Source organism: Streptomyces sp. NBC_00083, assembly GCF_026343295.1.
GTDB lineage: Bacteria > Actinomycetota > Actinomycetes > Streptomycetales > Streptomycetaceae > Streptomyces.
Genome location: NZ_JAPELY010000002.1, coordinates 1,153,276 through 1,171,457, shown reverse-complemented (window position 1 = coordinate 1,171,457; position 18,182 = coordinate 1,153,276). Strand labels below are relative to the sequence as shown.

18 protein-coding genes are annotated in these 18,182 nt (G+C 72.0%); 5 read left to right on the top strand and 13 right to left on the bottom strand.

Annotated features, from left to right (window positions below; genetic code table 11):
* Nucleotides 1-66: 66 nt before the first annotated feature.
* On the top strand, nt 67-693 hold the full coding sequence (locus tag OOJ98_RS21670) for a YceI family protein (RefSeq protein ID WP_267056597.1): 627 nt from the start codon (nt 67-69) through the stop codon (nt 691-693).
* Between the two features lie 176 nt (nt 694-869).
* On the top strand, nt 870-1,160 hold the full coding sequence (locus OOJ98_RS21665; RefSeq protein WP_267056596.1) for a DUF2087 domain-containing protein: 291 nt from the start codon (nt 870-872) through the stop codon (nt 1,158-1,160).
* On the opposite strand, the gene OOJ98_RS21660 is transcribed toward OOJ98_RS21665, so the two are convergent.
* The 8 genes from OOJ98_RS21660 to OOJ98_RS21625 all read right to left on the bottom strand — a co-directional run bounded on the left by OOJ98_RS21660 (nt 1,142) and on the right by OOJ98_RS21625 (nt 10,187).
* Complete coding sequence (locus tag OOJ98_RS21660; RefSeq protein ID WP_267056595.1) at nt 1,142-2,053, bottom strand: hypothetical protein; 912 nt, start codon at nt 2,051-2,053, stop codon at nt 1,142-1,144. The genes OOJ98_RS21665 and OOJ98_RS21660 overlap by 19 nt on opposite strands.
* Before the next feature lie 100 nt (nt 2,054-2,153).
* On the bottom strand, nt 2,154-3,491 hold the full coding sequence (locus OOJ98_RS21655) for a hypothetical protein (RefSeq protein WP_267056594.1): 1,338 nt from the start codon (nt 3,489-3,491) through the stop codon (nt 2,154-2,156).
* Between the two features lie 178 nt (nt 3,492-3,669).
* On the bottom strand, nt 3,670-5,313 hold the full coding sequence (gene cimA / locus OOJ98_RS21650; RefSeq protein WP_267056593.1) for a citramalate synthase: 1,644 nt from the start codon (nt 5,311-5,313) through the stop codon (nt 3,670-3,672).
* A 305-nt stretch (nt 5,314-5,618) separates the two neighbouring features.
* Entirely contained in the window at nt 5,619-6,932 is a 1,314-nt protein-coding gene (locus OOJ98_RS21645; protein WP_267056592.1) for an MFS transporter, read from the bottom strand.
* A 156-nt stretch (nt 6,933-7,088) separates the two neighbouring features.
* A complete protein-coding gene (locus OOJ98_RS21640; protein WP_267056591.1) occupies nt 7,089-7,691 on the bottom strand; it encodes a TetR/AcrR family transcriptional regulator in 603 nt (200 codons plus the stop codon).
* A 59-nt stretch (nt 7,692-7,750) separates the two neighbouring features.
* On the bottom strand, nt 7,751-8,299 hold the full coding sequence (locus tag OOJ98_RS21635) for a flavoprotein (protein ID WP_267056590.1): 549 nt from the start codon (nt 8,297-8,299) through the stop codon (nt 7,751-7,753).
* A gap of 75 nt (nt 8,300-8,374) precedes the next feature.
* Entirely contained in the window at nt 8,375-9,715 is a 1,341-nt protein-coding gene (locus tag OOJ98_RS21630) for a hypothetical protein (protein ID WP_267056589.1), read from the bottom strand.
* A 25-nt stretch (nt 9,716-9,740) separates the two neighbouring features.
* Nucleotides 9,741-10,187 (bottom strand): hypothetical protein, encoded by a 447-nt coding sequence (locus OOJ98_RS21625; RefSeq protein ID WP_267056588.1) that lies wholly within the window; start codon nt 10,185-10,187, stop codon nt 9,741-9,743.
* A gap of 63 nt (nt 10,188-10,250) precedes the next feature.
* Here OOJ98_RS21625 and OOJ98_RS21620 point away from each other — a divergent pair, with 63 nt between their 5' ends.
* Nucleotides 10,251-10,508: a hypothetical protein gene (locus OOJ98_RS21620; RefSeq protein ID WP_267056587.1), complete on the top strand. Its 258-nt coding sequence runs from the start codon at nt 10,251-10,253 to the stop codon at nt 10,506-10,508.
* Nucleotides 10,505-10,672: a hypothetical protein gene (locus OOJ98_RS21615; RefSeq protein WP_267056586.1), complete on the top strand. Its 168-nt coding sequence runs from the start codon at nt 10,505-10,507 to the stop codon at nt 10,670-10,672. Before OOJ98_RS21620 ends, OOJ98_RS21615 begins: the two co-directional genes overlap by 4 nt.
* Nucleotides 10,673-10,713: 41 nt before the next feature.
* On the opposite strand, the gene OOJ98_RS21610 is transcribed toward OOJ98_RS21615, so the two are convergent.
* Genes OOJ98_RS21610 through ureA form a run of 3 tightly spaced genes read right to left on the bottom strand, consistent with a single transcriptional unit; the run spans nt 10,714 to nt 14,149 of the window.
* The gene (locus tag OOJ98_RS21610) at nt 10,714-11,751 is read right to left on the bottom strand and encodes an agmatine/peptidylarginine deiminase (RefSeq protein ID WP_267056585.1); all 1,038 of its coding nucleotides are present in this window, start codon (nt 11,749-11,751) and stop codon (nt 10,714-10,716) included.
* An 11-nt stretch (nt 11,752-11,762) separates the two neighbouring features.
* On the bottom strand, nt 11,763-13,445 hold the full coding sequence (locus OOJ98_RS21605; RefSeq protein ID WP_267056584.1) for an urease subunit alpha: 1,683 nt from the start codon (nt 13,443-13,445) through the stop codon (nt 11,763-11,765).
* A complete protein-coding gene (gene ureA, locus OOJ98_RS21600) occupies nt 13,445-14,149 on the bottom strand; it encodes an urease subunit gamma (RefSeq protein WP_267056583.1) in 705 nt (234 codons plus the stop codon). Before ureA ends, OOJ98_RS21605 begins: the two co-directional genes overlap by 1 nt.
* 143 nt (nt 14,150-14,292) lie before the next feature.
* Between ureA and OOJ98_RS21595 the strand changes: the two genes are divergently transcribed.
* Nucleotides 14,293-15,729, top strand: coding sequence for a cytosine permease (locus OOJ98_RS21595; protein WP_267056582.1), 1,437 nt, complete (start codon nt 14,293-14,295; stop codon nt 15,727-15,729).
* Between the two features lie 17 nt (nt 15,730-15,746).
* On the opposite strand, the gene OOJ98_RS21590 is transcribed toward OOJ98_RS21595, so the two are convergent.
* Nucleotides 15,747-16,832 carry a branched-chain amino acid aminotransferase gene (locus OOJ98_RS21590; RefSeq protein ID WP_267056581.1) on the bottom strand — a complete coding sequence of 362 codons (1,086 nt, stop codon included), beginning with the start codon at nt 16,830-16,832 and terminating at the stop codon, nt 15,747-15,749.
* Between the two features lie 236 nt (nt 16,833-17,068).
* Nucleotides 17,069-18,118 carry a 3-isopropylmalate dehydrogenase gene (locus tag OOJ98_RS21585; protein ID WP_267056580.1) on the bottom strand — a complete coding sequence of 350 codons (1,050 nt, stop codon included), beginning with the start codon at nt 18,116-18,118 and terminating at the stop codon, nt 17,069-17,071.
* Nucleotides 18,119-18,182: the final 64 nt, after the last annotated feature.

Below are 18,182 nucleotides of genomic sequence, written 5' to 3'. Positions count from 1 at the left end.
GGTGAAACTCGTTGAACATTAAACCGCTACGGCGCAGCGCCGCAGCGCGTAGCGAAGGAGTACGCCATGGGTCTCTTCGGCCGTAAGAACAGCACCAGCACCGCCACCCCCGCCGGGTCCGTCCAGGCCGCCGCCACCGCGGTCGACCCCGCGCTCGCCGCGCTGACCGGCACGTACACCGTCGACCCCGCGCACAGCAGCATCGGCTTCACCGTGCGGCACGCCATGGTCACCAACGTCCGCGGGTCCTTCACCGACCACGAGGGCACCCTGATCCTCGACGGCACCGACCCGGCCGCGTCCTCCGCCACCATCGACGTCAAGATCTCCAGCGTCGACACCGGCATGGCCGACCGCGACGCCCACCTGCGCAGCGGCGATTTCTTCGACGCCGAGCAGTTCCCGCTGATGACCTTCCGCTCGACCGAGGCCAAGGCGCTCGGCGGCGACACGTACCGGCTGATCGGCGACCTCACGATCAAGGACGTCACGCGGCCGCTCGCCATCGACCTGGAGTTCCAGGGCTCGGCCACCGACCCCTACGGAAACCAGCGCGTCGGCTTCGAGGGCGCCGCCGAGATCCTGCGCTCCGACTGGGGTCTGACCTGGAACGCCGCCCTGGAGACCGGTGGCGTGATGGTCAGCGACAAGGTGAAGCTCACCTTCGACATCTCCGCCATCAAGTCCGCCTGAACGCGCGCCCGGCCGGCACCTCGGGTGCCGGCCCGCGTGACGCGCGGCCGCCCATCGGAGCGCATCCGCCGCATCCCGCGTGACGCGCCCCGCGCACCCGCCGCGTCCTGCTCCTGCGCCTGCGCCTGCGCCGATATTGCGTTGCCCGCCGACGGCCCGTCCGCGAGGCTGCCCGCATGGAGAACAACGCCGCCACCCAGGACGTCGCGACCCGCTCCCCCGCCGTCGCCACCCTCTTCTCGCACGGGCGTCTGACCACGATCCCGCGCAAGGCCGCCCGCCGCGAGCAGCTGCTCGCCCACCTCACGGAGACGCTCTTCGCCTCGGGGCGTGACTACACCGAGCGCGAGATCAACGAGGCGCTGCTCACCGTGCACGACGACTACCCCGCCCTGCGGCGCTTCATGGTGACCGGCGGCCACCTCGACCGCACCCGCGACGGCGCCAGTTACCGGCGCGCCAGGTAGTCCACGAAGACGGCGAGCGTCGCGGCCACCGCCACCACGACCACCGCGGCCGCCGTCTTCTCCCGTGTCGTGTACGGCGGAACGGGAGGCAGCGGGGGGAACGTGCCGCGTGCGGACGGCGGCGCGGCGGCCACCTGGGGCCGGGCGAGGGCCCGTCGGCGCGCCGCGCCCAGCACCCGGTGGAGCAGGGGGAAGAGCCCCGGGCCGAGCAGCGCCGCGAGGCCGGCCCACGCCGTCAGGTCCAAGGCGACCACGGCGAGCAGTACGGCGACGAACCACGCCCAGCAGGCGAGGGCGCCCGCGAGCGGAGCCCTGATCAGCAGGCGCAGCGGCGCCCGGCCACGGCGGGCCAGCGCGGTGAGGGTCTCGGCGAGCACGGCCGTCCGGTCGTCGGCGGGACGTGACCTGGCCTGGTCCCACGCCTGCTGTGCGGCGCCGGCCGCATGCCCGATGACGGCGAGCACGAGCCGTGCGTCGTGCCGCTGGACCCGCCCGGTCGACGGCTGCCGCGGGGCCCCGGCCCCGTCGGCCGCGTGCACCGCGTGCGGCGACTCCGGCGCCAACTCCCTTATCCGCGCCGCGAGTTCGGGCGCCCTGCGGTTGCGGGCCGGGTCGTCGTCGGCGAGGCACAGATCGGTGTAGGCGGTGAGCAGACCGAGGTCGTCGGGGAAGGTGTCGAGCCCCTCGCGGAACACCGCCTCCGCGCGGTCGGCGTGCCCCTCGACGCTCTCGGCGGCGTACGCGCGGCCGAGCAGGGCGTAGAGCCGGGGGTCGGGCCCCTCCGTGTACAGCGCGGCCCGCGCCGCCTTGCGGGCGGCACTGGTGCGGCCCGCGCGCAGCAGCGCCTCGGCATCGGCGCAGGCCGCGATGGTGTCTTCGTGCCCGGCGTGCAATGTGTCCCCAACCCTGGATGTGCGGCTCGCAACTATCACTCGCTGGAACGCGGCGGGTCAACAGCGGGCTTGCCGGGGCCCGGGGCGGCCCCGGCCGGTGTCACCAGTCGCCGCCGCCGAATCCCCCGCCGTCGCCGCCCCCGCCGCCCCAGTCGCCGCCGAAGTCGGACGGGTTGAAGTCGGAGCCGGACACGTCGCCGCCGTCGAAACCGGAACCCGCGTCGTAGGAGCCGGCCCCGTAGTCCGACGCGTACGCGGGTGTCGACAGCATCGAGCCGAGCATCGTGCCCATCAGGAGGCCGGGCAGCATGCCGCCGCCGAAGTAGCCGCCCGCCCAGGGGCCGTAGGCCGGGCCCGCGTCGTAGTAGGGGCGGCGGCCCTGGTCGGTGTCGACCTCGCGGACCATCGGGTCCTGGCCGTCACGCAGCCGGGTCGCGTCCGCCAGGCACACCGGCACCTGGCGCGCCGCGCCGCCGGCCGGGGTCCACGTGGCGTCCTCGACGGACGGGCCGTGGCGCGGGTCGAAGAAGCAGGGGGCCCGGCGCTCGGGCAGCGGGCGGTGTTCGCGGCGGGCGGCGAGCGTGGCGAGGGAGAACCGCCCGTCTTCGAGGGCCTGCGTCACACCGGTCACATCGGCGGGCCGTTCGGCCTTCGCCATCAGCGACTTGGAGGTCTCGTAGGAGTCGAGGGCGCGCTCGTAGTCCGCGCGCATCGCGTCGTCGGCGCCGGCCTCGGCGGGGTGGAAGTCGAGCCGGTCGAGCTCCTCGCCGAACGCGGTGATGTCCTCGTCGACGACGACCTGGAGGCGCTGGAGCGCGGCCCGCTCCTCCTCGGCCTTCTTCTTGCGGCCGCGTCGCACCAGGGCGTACGCACCGGCGCCGCCCGCCACGACCACGGCGCCCACGCCGATGAGCGCGCCGGTGTTCACGCCGCCGCCGGAGCCGGAGCCGCCGCCCCACGAGGCGGGCGCGTGGCCCTTCATCTGCGGGAGCGCCTTGTCGACGAACGCGTTGAGCTGGGTCGCCGCGTCGCCGCCGGTGCCGGGGGCGCGCACCGCGCTGTTGAGGTTCTTGACGGCCTGCGGGGGCATGACCTTGCGGTCGGCGCCCGAGGTGAAGGCGTCGCCGAGCCGGATCGCGTACAGGCCGGTGACGCCGGTGTCCGTGCGCAGGTTCTGGAGGATCGAGTCCTTCGGGAACGCGGCGCTGTTGGGCAGCACGGCCACGAACAAGGGCTTGTCCGCGTCCTTGATCTTCTTGGCCAGGGCGTCGGCCTGGGCGGGGCTGAGCTGGTTCGCGGCTCCGGGATCCACGTAGACCGGGCTCTTCTTGAGCTGGTCGGCCACGTCGGACGCGCCGGTCGCGGCCATGGCGGGGGCCGCCGCGACCAGTGCGGCGAGCGCTACGGCGGGGAGTACGGAGAAAACCCTGAGCCTCATGGTGCCGACGCTACCCGAGGGGACGCGGAAACGGACATACGGGGTGCGGCGGGCTGGACGCGAGGCACCCGCCCCGGCCCCTCGCACCCGGGCCGCGGGATGGGCCCGGAGCGTGCCCGGCCCGTCCCCTCCCCGCCCGGAGCCCCGCAGCGCCCCGCAGCGCCCCGCCGGAGCCGCGCTACCGGCGCGGCTGGATACCGGCCCGGAGCAGACCGTAGGTGTACGCGTCCTGGAGCGCCTCCCACGACGCGGCGATCACGTTGGGGCCGGCGCCGACGGTCGTCCACTCGGCGGCGCCGTCCGTGGTGGTGATCAGGACGCGGGTGGTGGAGGCGGTGCCGTGCTTGCCCTCCAGGGTGCGCACCTTGTAGTCGACCAGCTCGAACTTGGCGACCTGCGGATAGAACCGCTCCAGGCCCTGGAGCAGCGCCGAGTCCATCGCGTTGACGGGGCCGTTGCCCTCGGCGCTGACGATGAGGCGTTCCTGGCCGACCCAGAACTTCACGGTGGCGCCGTTGGCGTGGGTGCCGTCCTTGAGGGTGTCGATGATCGCCTGGTACGACTCGATGCGGAAGTAGTCGCGCGGGCCGCCCTCGACCTCGTCGCGCAGCAGCAGCTCGAAGGAGGCGTCGGCGGCCTCGTAGGTGTAGCCCTCCAGCTCGCGCGCCTTGACCCGCTCCACGACCCGGGCGACCACTTCTCGGTCGTCGCCGAGGTCGACGCCGAGCTCCTTGCCCTTGAGCTCGATGGAGGCGCGGCCCGCCATGTCGGAGACCAGCATCCGGATGTGGTTGCCGACGAGACCGGGGTCGATGTGCTGGTACAGATCGGGGTCGACCTTGATCGCGGAGGCGTGCAGGCCGGCCTTGTGGGCGAAGGCGGAGACACCGACGTACGGCTGGTGCGTGGAGGGGGCGAGGTTGACCACCTCGGCGATGGCGTGCGAGATGCGGGTCATCTCGGCGAGCGCGCCCCGGGGCAGCACCCGCTTGCCGTACTTGAGCTCGAGGGCGGCGACGACGGGGAAGAGGTTGGCGTTGCCGACGCGCTCGCCGTAGCCGTTGGCGGTGCACTGCACGTGGGTGGCGCCCGCGTCGACGGCGGCGAGGGTGTTGGCGACCGCGCAGCCGGTGTCGTCCTGGGCGTGGATGCCGAGCCGGGCGCCGGTGTCGGCGAACACGGTGGCGACGACCGCGTGGATCTGCGCGGGCAGCATGCCGCCGTTGGTGTCGCAGAGGATGACGACGTCGGCGCCGGCCTCACTCGCGGTGCGCACGACGGCCTTGGCGTACTCGGGGTTGGCCTTGTAGCCGTCGAAGAAGTGCTCGCAGTCCACGAAGACACGGCGGCCCTGTGCGCGCAGGTGGGAGACCGTGTCGCGGACCATTTCCAGGTTCTCGTCCAGGGTGGTGCGCAGCGCGAGCTCGACGTGCCGGTCGTGCGCCTTGGCGACCAGCGTGATCACCGGGGCGCCCGATTCGAGCAGGGCCCGCACCTGCGGGTCCTCGGCCGCGCTGCCGCCCGCGCGGCGGGTGGCGCCGAACGCCACGAGCTGGGCGTTCTTGAAGCGGATCTCCTGCTGCGCGCGGGCGAAGAACTCGGTGTCGCGGGGGTTCGCGCCGGGCCAGCCGCCCTCGATGAAGCCCACGCCGAACTCGTCCAGGTGCCGGGCGATCGTCAGCTTGTCCGCGACGGTGAGGTTGATGCCCTCGCGCTGGGCGCCGTCGCGCAGCGTCGTGTCGAAGACGTGGAAGCTGTCGTCGACCCGAGGGCCGGCGAGAAGACTCTCCTCGGCGGCCTCGTGCGCCTCGTTGGTCGTCATGCTGATCTGACTCCTGTCGGGTGAGTGGCTCCGAACTGCTGGCTCCACCTGCCCCCGTCGTCGCGCTCCTCGCCCCGGCCGTGGTGGGGCCGGTAAACGAAAAGACCCCTCGCGGGTGCGAGAGGTCTGCGCGCGGGTCTGGGGCACGATGCCGCTGCCGCGGATGGTTCCACGGTTCAGCGATCACTGCGGACCGGCGCGCTGCTGTCCATAATCATGGCGAAAGCGAGCACGCAAGCAGTCTGCCACAAGGGGCCGGCCGGCTGAGACGGGGTCTCACCATCCGGGCGCCCCGCCGACCTGCGCTAATTCGACGCCACGGGCTCGGCCCGGGTGCGCGGCGGCGCCTCCTTCACCCGGTTGAGATCGATGTCACGCGTCTCGCGCATGGAGAGGTAGACGACGAGGGAGACCGCGGCGCAGCCGGCCACGTACCAGTAGAAGCCGGACTCGATCCCGGCCTTCTTGAACCAGAGCGCCACGTACTCGGCGGTGCCGCCGAACAGCGCGTTCGCCAGGGCGTAGGGCAGGGCGACGCCGAGCGCGCGGATGCCGGTCGGGAACAGCTCGGCCTTCACGCAGGCGTTGATCGAGGTGTAGCCGGTGACGACGACCAGGGCGAGCAGGGCGAGGCCGAAGGCGGGCCAGAAGGTGCCGGCGTGCTTGAGCATCGTCATGATCGGCACGGTCAGGAAGGTCGAGCCGACGGCGAAGGTGATCAGGAGCGGGCGGCGCCCGATCCGGTCGGAGAGCGCGCCCGCCAGCGGCTGGAGGCACATGAAGACGAACAGCGCGCAGAAGCTGACGAGCGAGGCGGTGGACTTCTCCATGCCGGCGCTCTTGGAGAGGAACTTCGTCAGGTACGTCGTGTACGTGTAGTACGCGACGGTGCCGCCCATGGTGAGGGCCATGACGAGCAGCGCCTCGCGCCGGTGCGCCCACAGCGCCTTGAGGGTGCCGCGGTCCTCGTCGCCGGCCGCGCCCGACTCCGCGTACACCTCGGTCTCCAGCATGGAGCGGCGCAGGTAGAAGACGACGGCCGCGCCGAGGGCGCCGACGATGAACGGGACCCGCCAGCCCCAGCTGTGCAGGGCCGCGTCCGAGAGGCTGCGCTGCATGACGATCTGGAGGCCGAGTCCGACGAGCTGGCCCGCGGTCATCGACACGTACTGGAAGCTGGAGGCGAAGCCGCGGCGCCCGGGGTCGGAGGCCTCGGTGAGGTAGGTGGCGCTGGCCGCGTACTCGCCGCCGACGGAGAGCCCCTGGAGGAGCCGGGCGACGAGCAGGACCGCCACTCCCCCGTAGCCGGCGACGGCGTAGGTGGGGGCGATCGCGATCAGGATCGCGGAGGCGGACATCAGGGTGACGGTCAGGGTGAGCGCGGCCTTGCGGCCCTTGCGGTCGCCGATCCGGCCGAGCAGCCAGCCGCCGACGGGCCGCATGAAGAAGCCGACCGCGAAGATCCCCATGGTGTTCATGAGGTTGGCGGTCTCGTTGCCCTTCGGGAAGAACGCGTCCGCGAAGTACACGGCGAACGTGGCGTACACGAACCAGTCGAACCACTCGACCATGTTGCCGGCCGAACCGACCCAGATCTTCTTCCAGTGCTCTCGTCCCATGGATGCTCACGGTGGCGCAGCGGGGCCCGGCCGACAAGGAGGGCGGGCGCAACGATCGGGCGTACTTGCGTGCGTTGCGTTCCCGGGCGCCGGGGCGCGCGGGGGGCACATCGAGCCCGCGCGTGACGGCGCGTCAGGACGGTCCGCGCCGGCGGGTCACGTGCCCATCAGCGACTCGTCCACGAACTCCCGTACGTGGGCGAGGACTTGATCGCGACCGGTGCCGGGCAGACCGACCGCGACATGGACGCTGAACCCGTCGAGCAGGGCGCGCAGCCGGGCGGCGAAGCGGTCGGCGTCGACCGGGCGGAACTCGCCGCGCGAGACGCCTTCGGCGACTATCGCGACCAGGTCGCGGTGCCAGGCGCCCTCGATGGCGGCCTGCCGGACGCGGGCGGTGCCGTCGGCGTTCTGCGAGCGGTTCCACACTTCGAGCCACAGGATCCAGTGCGGGTCGCGCGGCCCGTCGGGCACGTACAGGTCGACGTAGGCGTCGAGCCGCTCCCGTACGGTGCCAGGCCGGGCGAGCAGCGCGCGCCGCTGGTCGCCGAGGCGGCCCTCGCTCCACTCCAGGGTCTGGAGCAGGAGCTCGTCCTTGGTGCGGAAGTAGTAGAGGAGGTGCCCGCTGGACATGCCGACCTCCCGGCCCAGCCCGGCCATGGTGAGCCCGTCCAGTCCGCTTTCGGCGATGGTGGCCATGGCGGCGGCGAGGAGCTCCTCGCGGGGCGGGGCGGTGTTGCGGCGGCGCGGTGCGTTCACCCGTATGTTCTACCCGATCCCCCGGCCCGCCCCGGCCACGCGACCGCGCGGGCTACGCCTCAGGGCGCGGCCGTGGCCGCCTCGACCGCGTCGAGGGCGCGCCGCCAGGGGTAGCCCTCGGGGGGCTGCTCGCCGGGCTGGTTCGGCACGAAGCCGGTGTCGGCGCCGTAGAGGACGCCCACTCCGGCGGAGCGCAGCACCTCCAGGGACTGCTCGAACTGGGGGTGCCGGGCGTAGGCGGCGTTCACGCACGGCATGGCGAGGGTCGGTATCCCCTTGCCGATCGCCTCGGCGGCGACCCCGACGACGAAGGCCGAAGTGAGCCCGAGCGCCCAGGAGTTCACCGTGTTGAACGTGGCGGGCGCGAAGAGAACGACGTCGGCGGCCGGCCATGTGTCCGGCTCCCCCGGCCTCCTGTACCGCCATCGCACCGGATGCCCGGTCAGGGTGGCGAGCCCGGAGAGGGACTCCTCGATCCAGGAAGCGGCGGCGGGAGTCAGCCCAAGACACACGTCCCAGCCGCCCGCTTGCAGCGATTCGACAACCGCGGCGACCTCGAAGACGGGCGGGGCCGCGGAGCAGAACAGGTACACGGTCCTTGAAGTCATACGGCCCAGTCGATCACATCGGGTGCGGACCTCCTGGGGACGGTGACAGCCGGTTGCGTCCCGCCCGGCCATCTGTCATGCCCTGAGGACGTCCATCAGATGGTCGTCGAAGTCGGCCACCCACTGCTCCCGCCGCCACGGCCGCAGGGCCTGGCGCGCCTGCGCCAACCTCATGGCCGGAACTCTGCCGCCCGTCGCCACGGCGGCGGACACACACGCGTGCAGCAAGTCCGTCGCCGAGCGTGCCTCGTCCAAGCGGATCCGGGCCAGCGCCTGATCCGTCGTCACAATGGCCCGCTGCACCTGTTGTCGCGGCTCCACCAGCGCCTTCGCGGACGCGGCGAACCGGTCGTGCGCCGACTGCGGGTCGCCGACGTACAGCTCGCACACACCCTCGAAGCCGCGCAGATGGTTGTTGGTGAACGAGCTGTTCGACGGGTCGTCCGCGCAGGCGCGGCCCATGTCGTACCAGGCGAGCCCGAGCGCCGACCGCGCTTGGTGTGCCTCGCCCGCGCGGGCAGCGGTCTCGGCCTGCAAGGCATGAGCCCGCGCCCGGACCACGACGCTGTCGCCCGTCCCAGCATCGCGCACCGCCGCCTCCGTCAACCTCGCGGCCGCAGCCAGGCCTTGCGCCGAGTACAAGGTCACCAAGGCGTGGCTCATGTGGACGGTGGCCCGTCGCCAGCGATCCGGCAGGAGGCCCGCTTCCCTGGTCGCAGCGGTGTACAGCTCCCGGGAGGCGACGTCGTCGCGGGTCTCGAACGCCAGACGGCCGGCCAGCGTATGAGCCGCGACGGACACGTCCCGCATCCGGTCGAGCAGCGACGCAGGGAGGGGGCTTGCGGTCAATTGCCGACACGCTTCTACGGCGGGGGCGAGCATCAGTTGCAAACGCACAAACGACACCGTGCCCACCTGGGCGTCCACGTCGGTGACGACCTGGGCCAGTGCGGCCACCAGGTCCTCGTCGACCCGGGCGGGGTCCGCCAACGCCGCCGTCAGCCCGGTCCGCACGCTCGGCGACATCAGCGCGAGCATGCCGCCGCCCGGGTCCGTCGCGGCCCGCACGAGCACGGTCCGCAGCCGCGCCAACTCGGTCTCGCTCTCTCCGAGGTGCACAAGGGCTTCGATGAGCGCGGCGAAGTCCGAACCTGCGCCGAGGGCGATCGAGCCGGCCGGCGTGCGGCCGTAGAGGTGTGCGAGGAGGAGCTGATGGCGTCCGTCAGGCCGCTTCGGGAATGCCGACTCCCAGCGGGCCACCGACCTTTGCAGACCGGCGACGGTCGGAAGTGAGGTCCGCGGCTGGCCTAGCTCCCCGGCGATTGCGAGCAGAGCGCGGGCTGTGTCGGCGAGCGACAGGCCACGGCGCTTCCTCAGCGTCTTGAGCATCGCCGCACCAGTCGCCCTGTCGCCCATGCAGCCATGATGTCGCACAACGTGACTACACGGGCACGATCAGACGCGGTTTCCCTTGCGCGGCCGTGTAGTTGAGGGTCTGCCAGGTGCCGGTCGAGGGCTGGGTGGCGTGCGGGAACCCGATCGTCATGGAAGCGTGGTCGACCATCCACCTGTTGCGCGCGTGGTAGGCGGAGGTGCCCAGTTCGGCGGCGCCGAGCTCGATGACGTCCCTGACACGAGCCCCGACACCGACGATGACTCGGCGCGCCTCGGCCGGCTGCTGGGCGACGGTGCCGGGCACCACGACGGCGAGGTGCGCCTCGGTGTTCTCGGCCAGCCAGGCCAGGCTCAGCGTGTCGATGCCCTTGGCGCCACCGATGTAGAAGTGCCCGTCCGCGAACGGAGCCAGGTAGGCCGTGAAGAGGACGGAGTAGTCGTCCAGGGAGCGGTGTCCTGTCTCGCGCGTCCCCGTGATCGCCACCGTCCGCATGATCAACTCCGTGTCACAGGTTGTCCGGTCCCGCTCGGTCTTGCCCGTTGAGATCGTCTCTTCATGGACAGCGACCTGCAAGAACTCTCGGGGCACCTGCGCAAGCGCGGACTCCGTGTCGAACTGGATGCCGCCGGGTTCCTGCGAGCCGGCACCTCCGTGAACGACCTCGTCGAGGAGATTGCCATGGCGGGGGTCCGCTACATCACCGCGCTCGGCCACGAGATCGGCGAACAGGGCCGTGAGGCGACCTGTGCCGAACGCGTCGCCCATCTCCTCGCCGCCCCCGTACAGACCGGCCCGAGGGACCGGACATCATGACGCTCACCCCCCCCCGCATCAAATTCTGCCTCTCCTGCGACCGCCCCATCGAGGGCGTAGCCATCAAGGTCAGCGACGCGGACCGGGTCGCCGCCCCCAGCGGGGCTCGTGGGGACGACTACCGGCACCTCAGGAGCGACCCGGCCTGTCGGCCCCGGCGGTGAGGGCGGGGCGGAAAGGGGCGCGCCGGGCACGCTCGGCCGGGCTACACCTTCGGCTGCTGCTGCGTGATGCAGTGGATGCCGCCGCCGCCCGCGAAGATCGTCCGCGCGTCCACCAAGGTCACGGTGCGCTCCGGGAAGAGCCGGCGGAAGATGCCCGCCGCGTTCTCGTCGCGCGGGTCGTCGAACGCGCACAGGACCACGCCGCCGTTGCAGAGGTAGTGGTTGATGTACGAGTAGTCGACCCAGCCGTGGTCGTCCTGGGTGACGGTCGGCGCCGGGATCTCGACGACTTCGAGCGAGCGGCCGCGCGCGTCGGTCTGCGCGCGCAGCAGCGCCACGTTCTCCTTGCACAGCTCGTGGTCGGGGTGGGCCGGGTCGGGCTGGGTGTGGACCACCACGACGCCGGGCCGGGCGAACGCGGCGACGATGTCGACGTGGCCGAGCGTGCCGTAGCCGTGCGGCGGGTAGTCGGCGGTGAGCCCGCGCCGGAGCCAGATCGCCTTGCGGGTGCCGAGCATCGCGTGAATCTCCGTCTCGACCTCCTCACGGGTCCAGCCGGGGTTGCGCTCGGGGCCGAGCTGCACGGTCTCGGTGAGCAGCACCGTGCCCTCGCCGTCCACGTGGATCGCGCCGCCCTCGTTGACCAGGCGCGAGGTGTACGTACGCGCTCCGGCGAGGTCGGACACGTGCGCGCCGATCTTCGCGTCGTGCTCCCAGGTCGCCCAGTCCTGGGCGCCCCAGCCGTTGAACGTCCAGTCCACGGCCGCCAGTTGGCCGTTCCCGTCGGTGAGGAAGGTGGGGCCGATGTCCCGCATCCACGCGTCGTCGAGTTCGCGCTCGACGAGGTCGATGTCGGTGCCGAGGAGCGCGCGGGCGCTGTCGGCCTGACCGGGGCCGACCACCATGGTGACCGGCTCGAAGCGGCGTACCGCGCGGGCGACGGAGGCCCAGGCGGCACGGGACTCGGCGAGTTCGGCCTCGTTGGGGAAGGTGACGTTGGGGCCGGGCCACGCCATCCAGGTCCGCTCGTGCGGAGTCCACTCGGCGGGCATGCGGAAGCCGTCGGCGGCAGCAGACATCAGGGTGGTCCTTACAGGAAGTAGAGGCGGTTGAGGGAGACGGAGTCGGCCGGTTCGGAGCGCAGCGGGTCGCCGTCCAGGGTGACGAGCCCGGTGCGGCCGTCCACGCCGACGGATCCGGTACGGGAGTTGAGCAGCAGGTCGGCGGGGCCGATGCCCCGGGTGCCGCGGACCGGGACCCGGCGGCGCCGGGTGGGCAGCTGGTCGCCGCCCTGGTCGACGGCGGCCTGCGCCACGAAGGCGACGGACAGCTCGGCCGGGGTCCCGCCGTGGGCCCCGAAGAGGGGGCCGAGCACGAGGGGTTCGCAGGTGTCGGTCGCGGCGTTGGGGTCGCCGGTGACGCCCCAGGCGGGGAATCCGGATTTGAGGACCATCTGCGGCTTGGCGCCGAAGTAGGCCGGGCGCCACAGCACGATGTCGGCCATCTTGCCGGGCTCGATGGAGCCGATCTCGTGGGAGAGGCCGTGGGCGATGGCGGGGTTGATGGTCAGCTTGGCGATGTAGCGCAGGACGCGCGCGTTGTCGTCGTCGGGCCCGTCGCCCTCCAGGGGGCCCAGCTCGGCCTTCATCTTCCCGGCCATCGCGAACGTACGGCGCACGGTCTCGCCCGCGCGGCCCATGCCCTGCGCGTCGGAGGAGGTGATACCGATCGCGCCCAGGTCGTGCAGCACGTCCTCGGCACCCATCGTCCCCGCCCGGATCCGGTCGCGGGCCATCGCCGCGTCACCCGGCAGATCCGTCTTCAGGTCGTGGACCGAGACGATCATGCCGTAGTGCTCGGCGACCGCGTCCCGCCCGAACGGCAGCGTCGGATTGGTCGACGAGCCGATGACGTTGGGCACGCCCGCCATCTTCAGGACGTTCGGGACGTGACCGCCGCCGCAGCCCTCGATGTGGAAGGCGTGGATCGTGCGGCCTTCCAGGACCTTCAGGGTGTCCTCGACGGTCAGGCACTCGTTCAACCCGTCGCTGTGCAGGGCGACTTGGACGTCGTGCTCCTCCGCCACCCGCAGCGCCGTGTCGAGTGCCCGGGTGTGCGCGCCCATGTCCTCGTGGACCTTGAACCCGCACGCCCCGCCTTCGGCCAGCGCCTCCACCAGGGGAGCTCCGTCCGACGACGAACCCCGGCCCAGGAAGCCGATGTTGACCGGCCACGCGTCGAACGACGCGAAGGCGTTGCGCAGCGCCCACGGGGAGTTGACGCCGACGCCCCAGACCGGGCCGAACTCCTGGCCGATGATCGTGGTGACACCCGAGGCGAGCGAGGCCTCCATGATGCGCGGGGACAGCAGGTGCACATGGGGGTCGACGGCTCCCGCGGTGGCGATGAGGCCCTCACCGGAGACGATCGAGGTGCCGGTGCCGACCACCACGTCGACACCGGCCAGGGTGTCGGGGTTGCCGGCCCGGCCGACCGAGCAGATCCGTCCCTCGCGGATGCCGATGGACACCTTGCGGATGCCCTGCACCGCGTCGATCACGACGACGTTGCTGATGACGACGTCGCACGTCTCGCGCACCGCGGCGGCCTTCAGATGCAGCCCGTCACGGGCCGTCTTGCCGAAACCCGCCAGGAACTCATCACCCGGCGCCTGCGAGTCGGACTCGACCCGCACGGTCAGGCCCGAGTCCCCGAGCCGGATCCGGTCCCCGGTGCGGGGGCCGTGCACGGAGGCGTACTCGTACGGGTCCATCACTTCGCTCCCTCTCGCGGCTCGCGCGGTCCGGTTCCCAGGTATCCGCAGGCGGCGGCCCTGCGCAGGGCTTCCGCCTTGGCGCCGGGCGCGTCCAGCGGCCCGTCGACCAGTCCCGCGAAGCCGATCGCGATGCGGTCGCCGCCGATGGGCAGGAGGCCGACCTCGGCGCTCTCGCCGGGGCCGAACCGCACCGAGGACCCGGCCGGCACACACAGCCGCATGCCGTAAGCCACGGCCCGGTCGAAATCGAGCCGCGGGTTGGCCTCGAAGAAGTGGAAGTGCGAGGTGACCGAGATCGGCACGGAGGCGGTGTTGGTCACGGCGAGCCGGACCTCGGGGTCGGCCTCCGGATAGCCGTCGCCGGGCAGCAGCGCGCCGGGCGCGTCCTGGCCGGCGGTGCCGCCGATGGGGTCGGAGACCACCGCGAGCCGGGACCCGTCGTCGAAGACGGCCTCCACATGGACCTCGGTGACCACGTCGGACACACCGGGCAGCACGTCGTCGGGGCCGAGCACGGACCGGGCCGCCTCGATCGCCTCGGCGAGCCGTCTGCCGTCCCGGGCCGCCTCGCAGACGGTGTCCGCGATCAGCGCGGTCGCCTCGGGCACGTTCAGCCGCAGTCCGCGGGCTCTGCGGGTCCGGGCCAGCTCAGCGGCACCGAACAGCAGCAGCCGGTCACGCTCCGTCGGGGTCAGTCGCACGCCACCACACCTCCTGTTTGAACGCCACTCTAACCAGAGATTTCACAGACGGGAAGCATTGACGGCACGGCTTGGTGTGCGTCACATTGAGCGGCACTCAAACCCCACGATGAGTGACCCCACGACGAGTGAGAGGCGCCGGCATGCCCATAGAACAGCGCGGAGTCGATACGGTCCCGGAGGCGGAGCGCACCAGCGGGCCCCGCGACCTGGTGTCGATCCTGCTCGGCTCGAACCTCTGTCTCGGGGTGATCATCTTCGGCTGGCTGCCGGTCTCCTTCGGTCTCGGCTGGTGGGCCTCGGTCAGCGCCGTGGTCGCGGGGACCCTCGCCGGCACCCTGCTCACCGCGCCGCTCGCGCTGGTCTCGCTGCGCACGGCGACCAATCTGTCGACCTCGTCGGGCGCCCAATTCGGCGTACGGGGGCGGCTGGTGGGGTCGGTCGTCGGCCTGCTGCTCTCGCTCGGCTACACCGCCCTGACGGTGTGGATCGGCGGGGACGCCATGACCGGCGTCCTGCACCGCCTGTTCGGCCTGCCCACCGGCGGCGCCTCGTACGGCATCGTGTACGCGCTGCTCGCCGCGGCCACCGTCGTCGGCGCGGTCTACGGCTACCGGGTGCTGCTGCGCCTGTCGCGCATCCTGGCCGTCGGCATGACGGCGCTGCTGGTGCTCGGAGTCTTCGCCTACGCACCGCACTTCACCACCGCCGCGCTGCCGGACGCCGGCGGCTATCTGCTCGGCTCGTTCTGGCCCACCTGGCTCTTCGCGCTCGTCGCGGCCGGGCTCAGCGGGCCGATCGCGTTCATCACGCTGCTCGGCGACTACACGCGCTACGTCTCACCGACCCGCCACCGCCCGCGCCGCGTCCTGCACGCCACCTGGCTGGGCCTGACGGTGGGTCTGCTCGTGCCGCAGCTCTTCGGCACGTTCACCGCGTACGCGGCCCGCGCGGCAACCGACTTCGCGGGACCGCTGGTCTCCGCCTCCCCCGGCTGGTACCTGGTGCCGCTGCTGCTCTCGGCCTCCGCGGGCTCGGTCGGCAACGCGGGTCTCATGCTGTACTCGATGGGGCTCGACCTCGACGCGATCCTGCCGCGCGCCTCGCGCACCCAGGCGACGTTCGCGGTGGCCGGCGTCGCCACGGCGTGTGTGTTCGCGGGGCACTTCGCCTGGGACGCACAGGCCGCGATGACCTCGTTCGTCCTGCTGCTCACGGCGATCGGCACGCCTTGGGCGGTGATCACCCTGATCGGCTTCGTGCACTGCCGCGGCGTGTACGACGCGGACGCCCTCCAGGTCTTCAACCGCCGCTCGCGGGGCGGCGTCTACTGGTACCGGTCCGGCTGGAACCCGCGCGCGGTGATCTCCTGGGCGCTCGGCGCGGGCGTCGGCCTGCTCGCCGTCTCGCTGCCCACCTACCAGGGCCCGATCCTGAGCTGGACCGGCGGAGTGGACTGCAGCTTCCTGCTGTCGGGCGTGGTGGGCGGCGCGGCGTACCTGGCCCTCACGGCCGGCTCCCGCGCCGCCGAGAAGACCGCCCCGGAGATCGACTCCGAGGCGGCCCTGGTCGACGGCTGAGCGCCGCGCCACGCGTCCTAGCCCAGCGGGTGCATCCACCCGTGCGGGTCCGGGGCGGTGCCGGTCTGGAGGTCGAGCAGCGCCTTGCGGAGCTTCATCGTGACCTCGCCCGGCTCGCCGTCGCCCTGCGTCCAGTTGTGGCGGGCCGACTTCACCGAGCCGACCGGGGTGATGACCGCGGCCGTGCCGCAGGCGAACACCTCGGTCAGGGTGCCGTTCTCGTTGTCCCGCTTCCAGTCCTCCGTGGAGATCCGGCCCTCGACGGCCTCGTACCCGAGGTCGCGGGCGATCTTCAGGAGCGAGTCACGGGTGATGCCGGGCAGCAGCGAGCCGGTCAGCTCGGGCGTGACGATCTTGTCGCCGTACACGAAGTACAGGTTCATGCCGCCCATCTCCTCGATCCAGCGGTGCTCGACCGCGTCGAGCCACACGACCTGGTCGCAGCCGTGCTGGGCGGCCTCGGCCTGGGCGACGAGCGAGGCCGCGTAGTTGCCGCCGGTCTTCGCGGCGCCGGTGCCGCCCTTGACCGCGCGCACGTACTCCTCGGAGAGCCAGACCGAGACGGGCTTCACGCCGCCGGGGAAGTAGGCGCCGGCCGGGGAGGCGATCACGATGAAGAGGTACTCGTTGGCCGGCTTCACGCCGAGACCGACCTCGGTCGCGATCATGAACGGGCGCAGGTAGAGCGAGGCCTCGCCGGAGGACGGAACCCATGCCTTGTCCTGCTGGATCAGCGCGTCGCAGGCGGCGATGAACAGGTCGGTGGGGAGCGCGGGCATCGCGATGCGGCGCGCGGAGTTCTGGAACCGCTCGGCGTTGGCCTCGGGCCGGAACGTGGCGACCGTGCCGTCGGGCTGGCGGTAGGCCTTGAGACCCTCGAAGATCGTCTGCGCGTAGTGCAGCGTCATGTTGGCCGGGTCCATGGACAGCGGGGCGTACGGCACGAGCTGGGCGTCGTGCCAGCCGCGGCCCTCGGTCCAGCGGACCGTCACCATGTTGTCGGTGAAGTGGCGGCCGAAACCGGGGCTGGCCAGGATCGCCTCGCGCTCCGCGTCGGACAGCGGGTGCGAGGTGGGCTTGAGCTCGATCGTGGGCGTCGTCATGAGTGCTGTGTCCTTCACCGGTGGATAGTGACGGACCGCGCTCACGCCGCTGCCTGTGCCGGACGTCCGAGCTGCTCCGCATGTCGCGGCCCACGTCCGATTATCGCTCTTGGTGGGTCCTGAACATAACGGTGTGATGTGCGGTCCGGGATTGATGGTGTCACCCGGTGGCCGCATGCGAAAAGCCGCCGGGTGCGAAATGCGGCCCGGCGGCTGTTGCGTGTGGTGCGCCGGGGCTAGCCGGCTACGCGCGCGGCGAGGGCGTCGCCGATCTCGTCCGTGCTGCGGACCGCGTCGCCGCGGGCCGCGAGGTCCTCGGAGACGGCGCTCTCGATGCGGGCCGCCTCGGACTCGTGGCCGAGGTGCCGCAGGAGGAGCGCGACGGACAGGATGGTGGCCGAGGGGTCGGCCTTGCCCTGGCCCGCGATGTCCGGCGCGGAGCCGTGCACCGGCTCGAACATCGACGGGAAGTCGCCGCTCGGGTTGATGTTGCCCGAGGCGGCGACGCCGATGCCGCCGGAGACGGCCGCCGCGAGGTCGGTGATGATGTCGCCGAAGAGGTTGTCGGTGACGATCACGTCGAAGCGCGCCGGGTCGGTGACGAGGAAGATCGTCGCCGCGTCCACGTGCAGGTAGTCGGTGGTGACGTCGGGGAACTCCGCGGCCACCGTGTTGAAGACGTTGGTCCACAGGTGACCGGCGTACGCCAGCACGTTGTTCTTGTGGACCAGCGTCAGCTTCTTGCGCGGGCGGGCCTGGGCGCGGGCGAAGGCGTCCCGCACCACGCGCTCCACACCGAAGGCGGTGTTGACGGAGACCTCGGTGGCGACCTCGTGCGGTGTCCCGGTGCGGATCGAGCCGCCGTTGCCGGTGTACGGGCCCTCGGTGCCCTCGCGCACGACGATGAAGTCGATCTCGGGCTGGCCGGCGAGCGGGGTGGAGACGCCGGGGAGCAGCCTGCTGGGGCGGAGGTTGACGTAGTGGTCGAAGAGGAAGCGGAGCTTCAGCAGGAAGCCGCGTTCCAGGACGCCGGACGGGACCGAGGGGTCGCCGATCGCGCCGAGCAGGATCGCGTCGTGCTGCTTGAGCTCGGTGACGTCGGCGTCGGTGAGGGTCTCACCGGTGGCGTGGTAGCGCCGCGCGCCGAAGTCGAACTCCCTGGTCTCCAGCTTCACGTCCTGCGGAAGGACGGCTCGGAGAACCTTCAGGCCCTGGGCCACGACCTCCTGGCCGATGCCGTCACCGGGGATCACTGCGAGATTGATGCTGCGAGAACTTGCCGACATGGGGGAACCCTACTGGCCGTCCCAAGCGTTGACACCCGATGTCCACAGTGTGGACAGGCCGGGA

Bases quoted from the DNA above. Each gene is read 5' to 3' on its own strand.
- OOJ98_RS21605 (WP_267056584.1), bottom strand. From the start codon at position 13,445: ATGGACCCGTACGAGTACGCCTCCGTGCACGGCCCCCGCACCGGGGAC.
- OOJ98_RS21610 (WP_267056585.1), bottom strand. From the start codon at position 11,751: ATGTCTGCTGCCGCCGACGGCTTCCGCATGCCCGCCGAGTGGACTCCG.
- OOJ98_RS21645 (WP_267056592.1), bottom strand. From the start codon at position 6,932: ATGGGACGAGAGCACTGGAAGAAGATCTGGGTCGGTTCGGCCGGCAAC.
- OOJ98_RS21655 (WP_267056594.1), bottom strand. From the start codon at position 3,491: ATGAGGCTCAGGGTTTTCTCCGTACTCCCCGCCGTAGCGCTCGCCGCA.
- OOJ98_RS21630 (WP_267056589.1), bottom strand. From the start codon at position 9,715: ATGGGCGACAGGGCGACTGGTGCGGCGATGCTCAAGACGCTGAGGAAG.
- OOJ98_RS21615 (WP_267056586.1), top strand. From the start codon at position 10,505: ATGACGCTCACCCCCCCCCGCATCAAATTCTGCCTCTCCTGCGACCGC.
- cimA (WP_267056593.1), bottom strand. From the start codon at position 5,313: ATGACGACCAACGAGGCGCACGAGGCCGCCGAGGAGAGTCTTCTCGCC.
- OOJ98_RS21590 (WP_267056581.1), bottom strand. From the start codon at position 16,832: ATGACGACGCCCACGATCGAGCTCAAGCCCACCTCGCACCCGCTGTCC.
- OOJ98_RS21585 (WP_267056580.1), bottom strand. From the start codon at position 18,118: ATGTCGGCAAGTTCTCGCAGCATCAATCTCGCAGTGATCCCCGGTGAC.
- OOJ98_RS21620 (WP_267056587.1), top strand. From the start codon at position 10,251: ATGGACAGCGACCTGCAAGAACTCTCGGGGCACCTGCGCAAGCGCGGA.
- OOJ98_RS21635 (WP_267056590.1), bottom strand. From the start codon at position 8,299: ATGACTTCAAGGACCGTGTACCTGTTCTGCTCCGCGGCCCCGCCCGTC.
- OOJ98_RS21625 (WP_267056588.1), bottom strand. From the start codon at position 10,187: ATGCGGACGGTGGCGATCACGGGGACGCGCGAGACAGGACACCGCTCC.
- OOJ98_RS21595 (WP_267056582.1), top strand. From the start codon at position 14,293: ATGCCCATAGAACAGCGCGGAGTCGATACGGTCCCGGAGGCGGAGCGC.
- OOJ98_RS21665 (WP_267056596.1), top strand. From the start codon at position 870: ATGGAGAACAACGCCGCCACCCAGGACGTCGCGACCCGCTCCCCCGCC.
- OOJ98_RS21670 (WP_267056597.1), top strand. From the start codon at position 67: ATGGGTCTCTTCGGCCGTAAGAACAGCACCAGCACCGCCACCCCCGCC.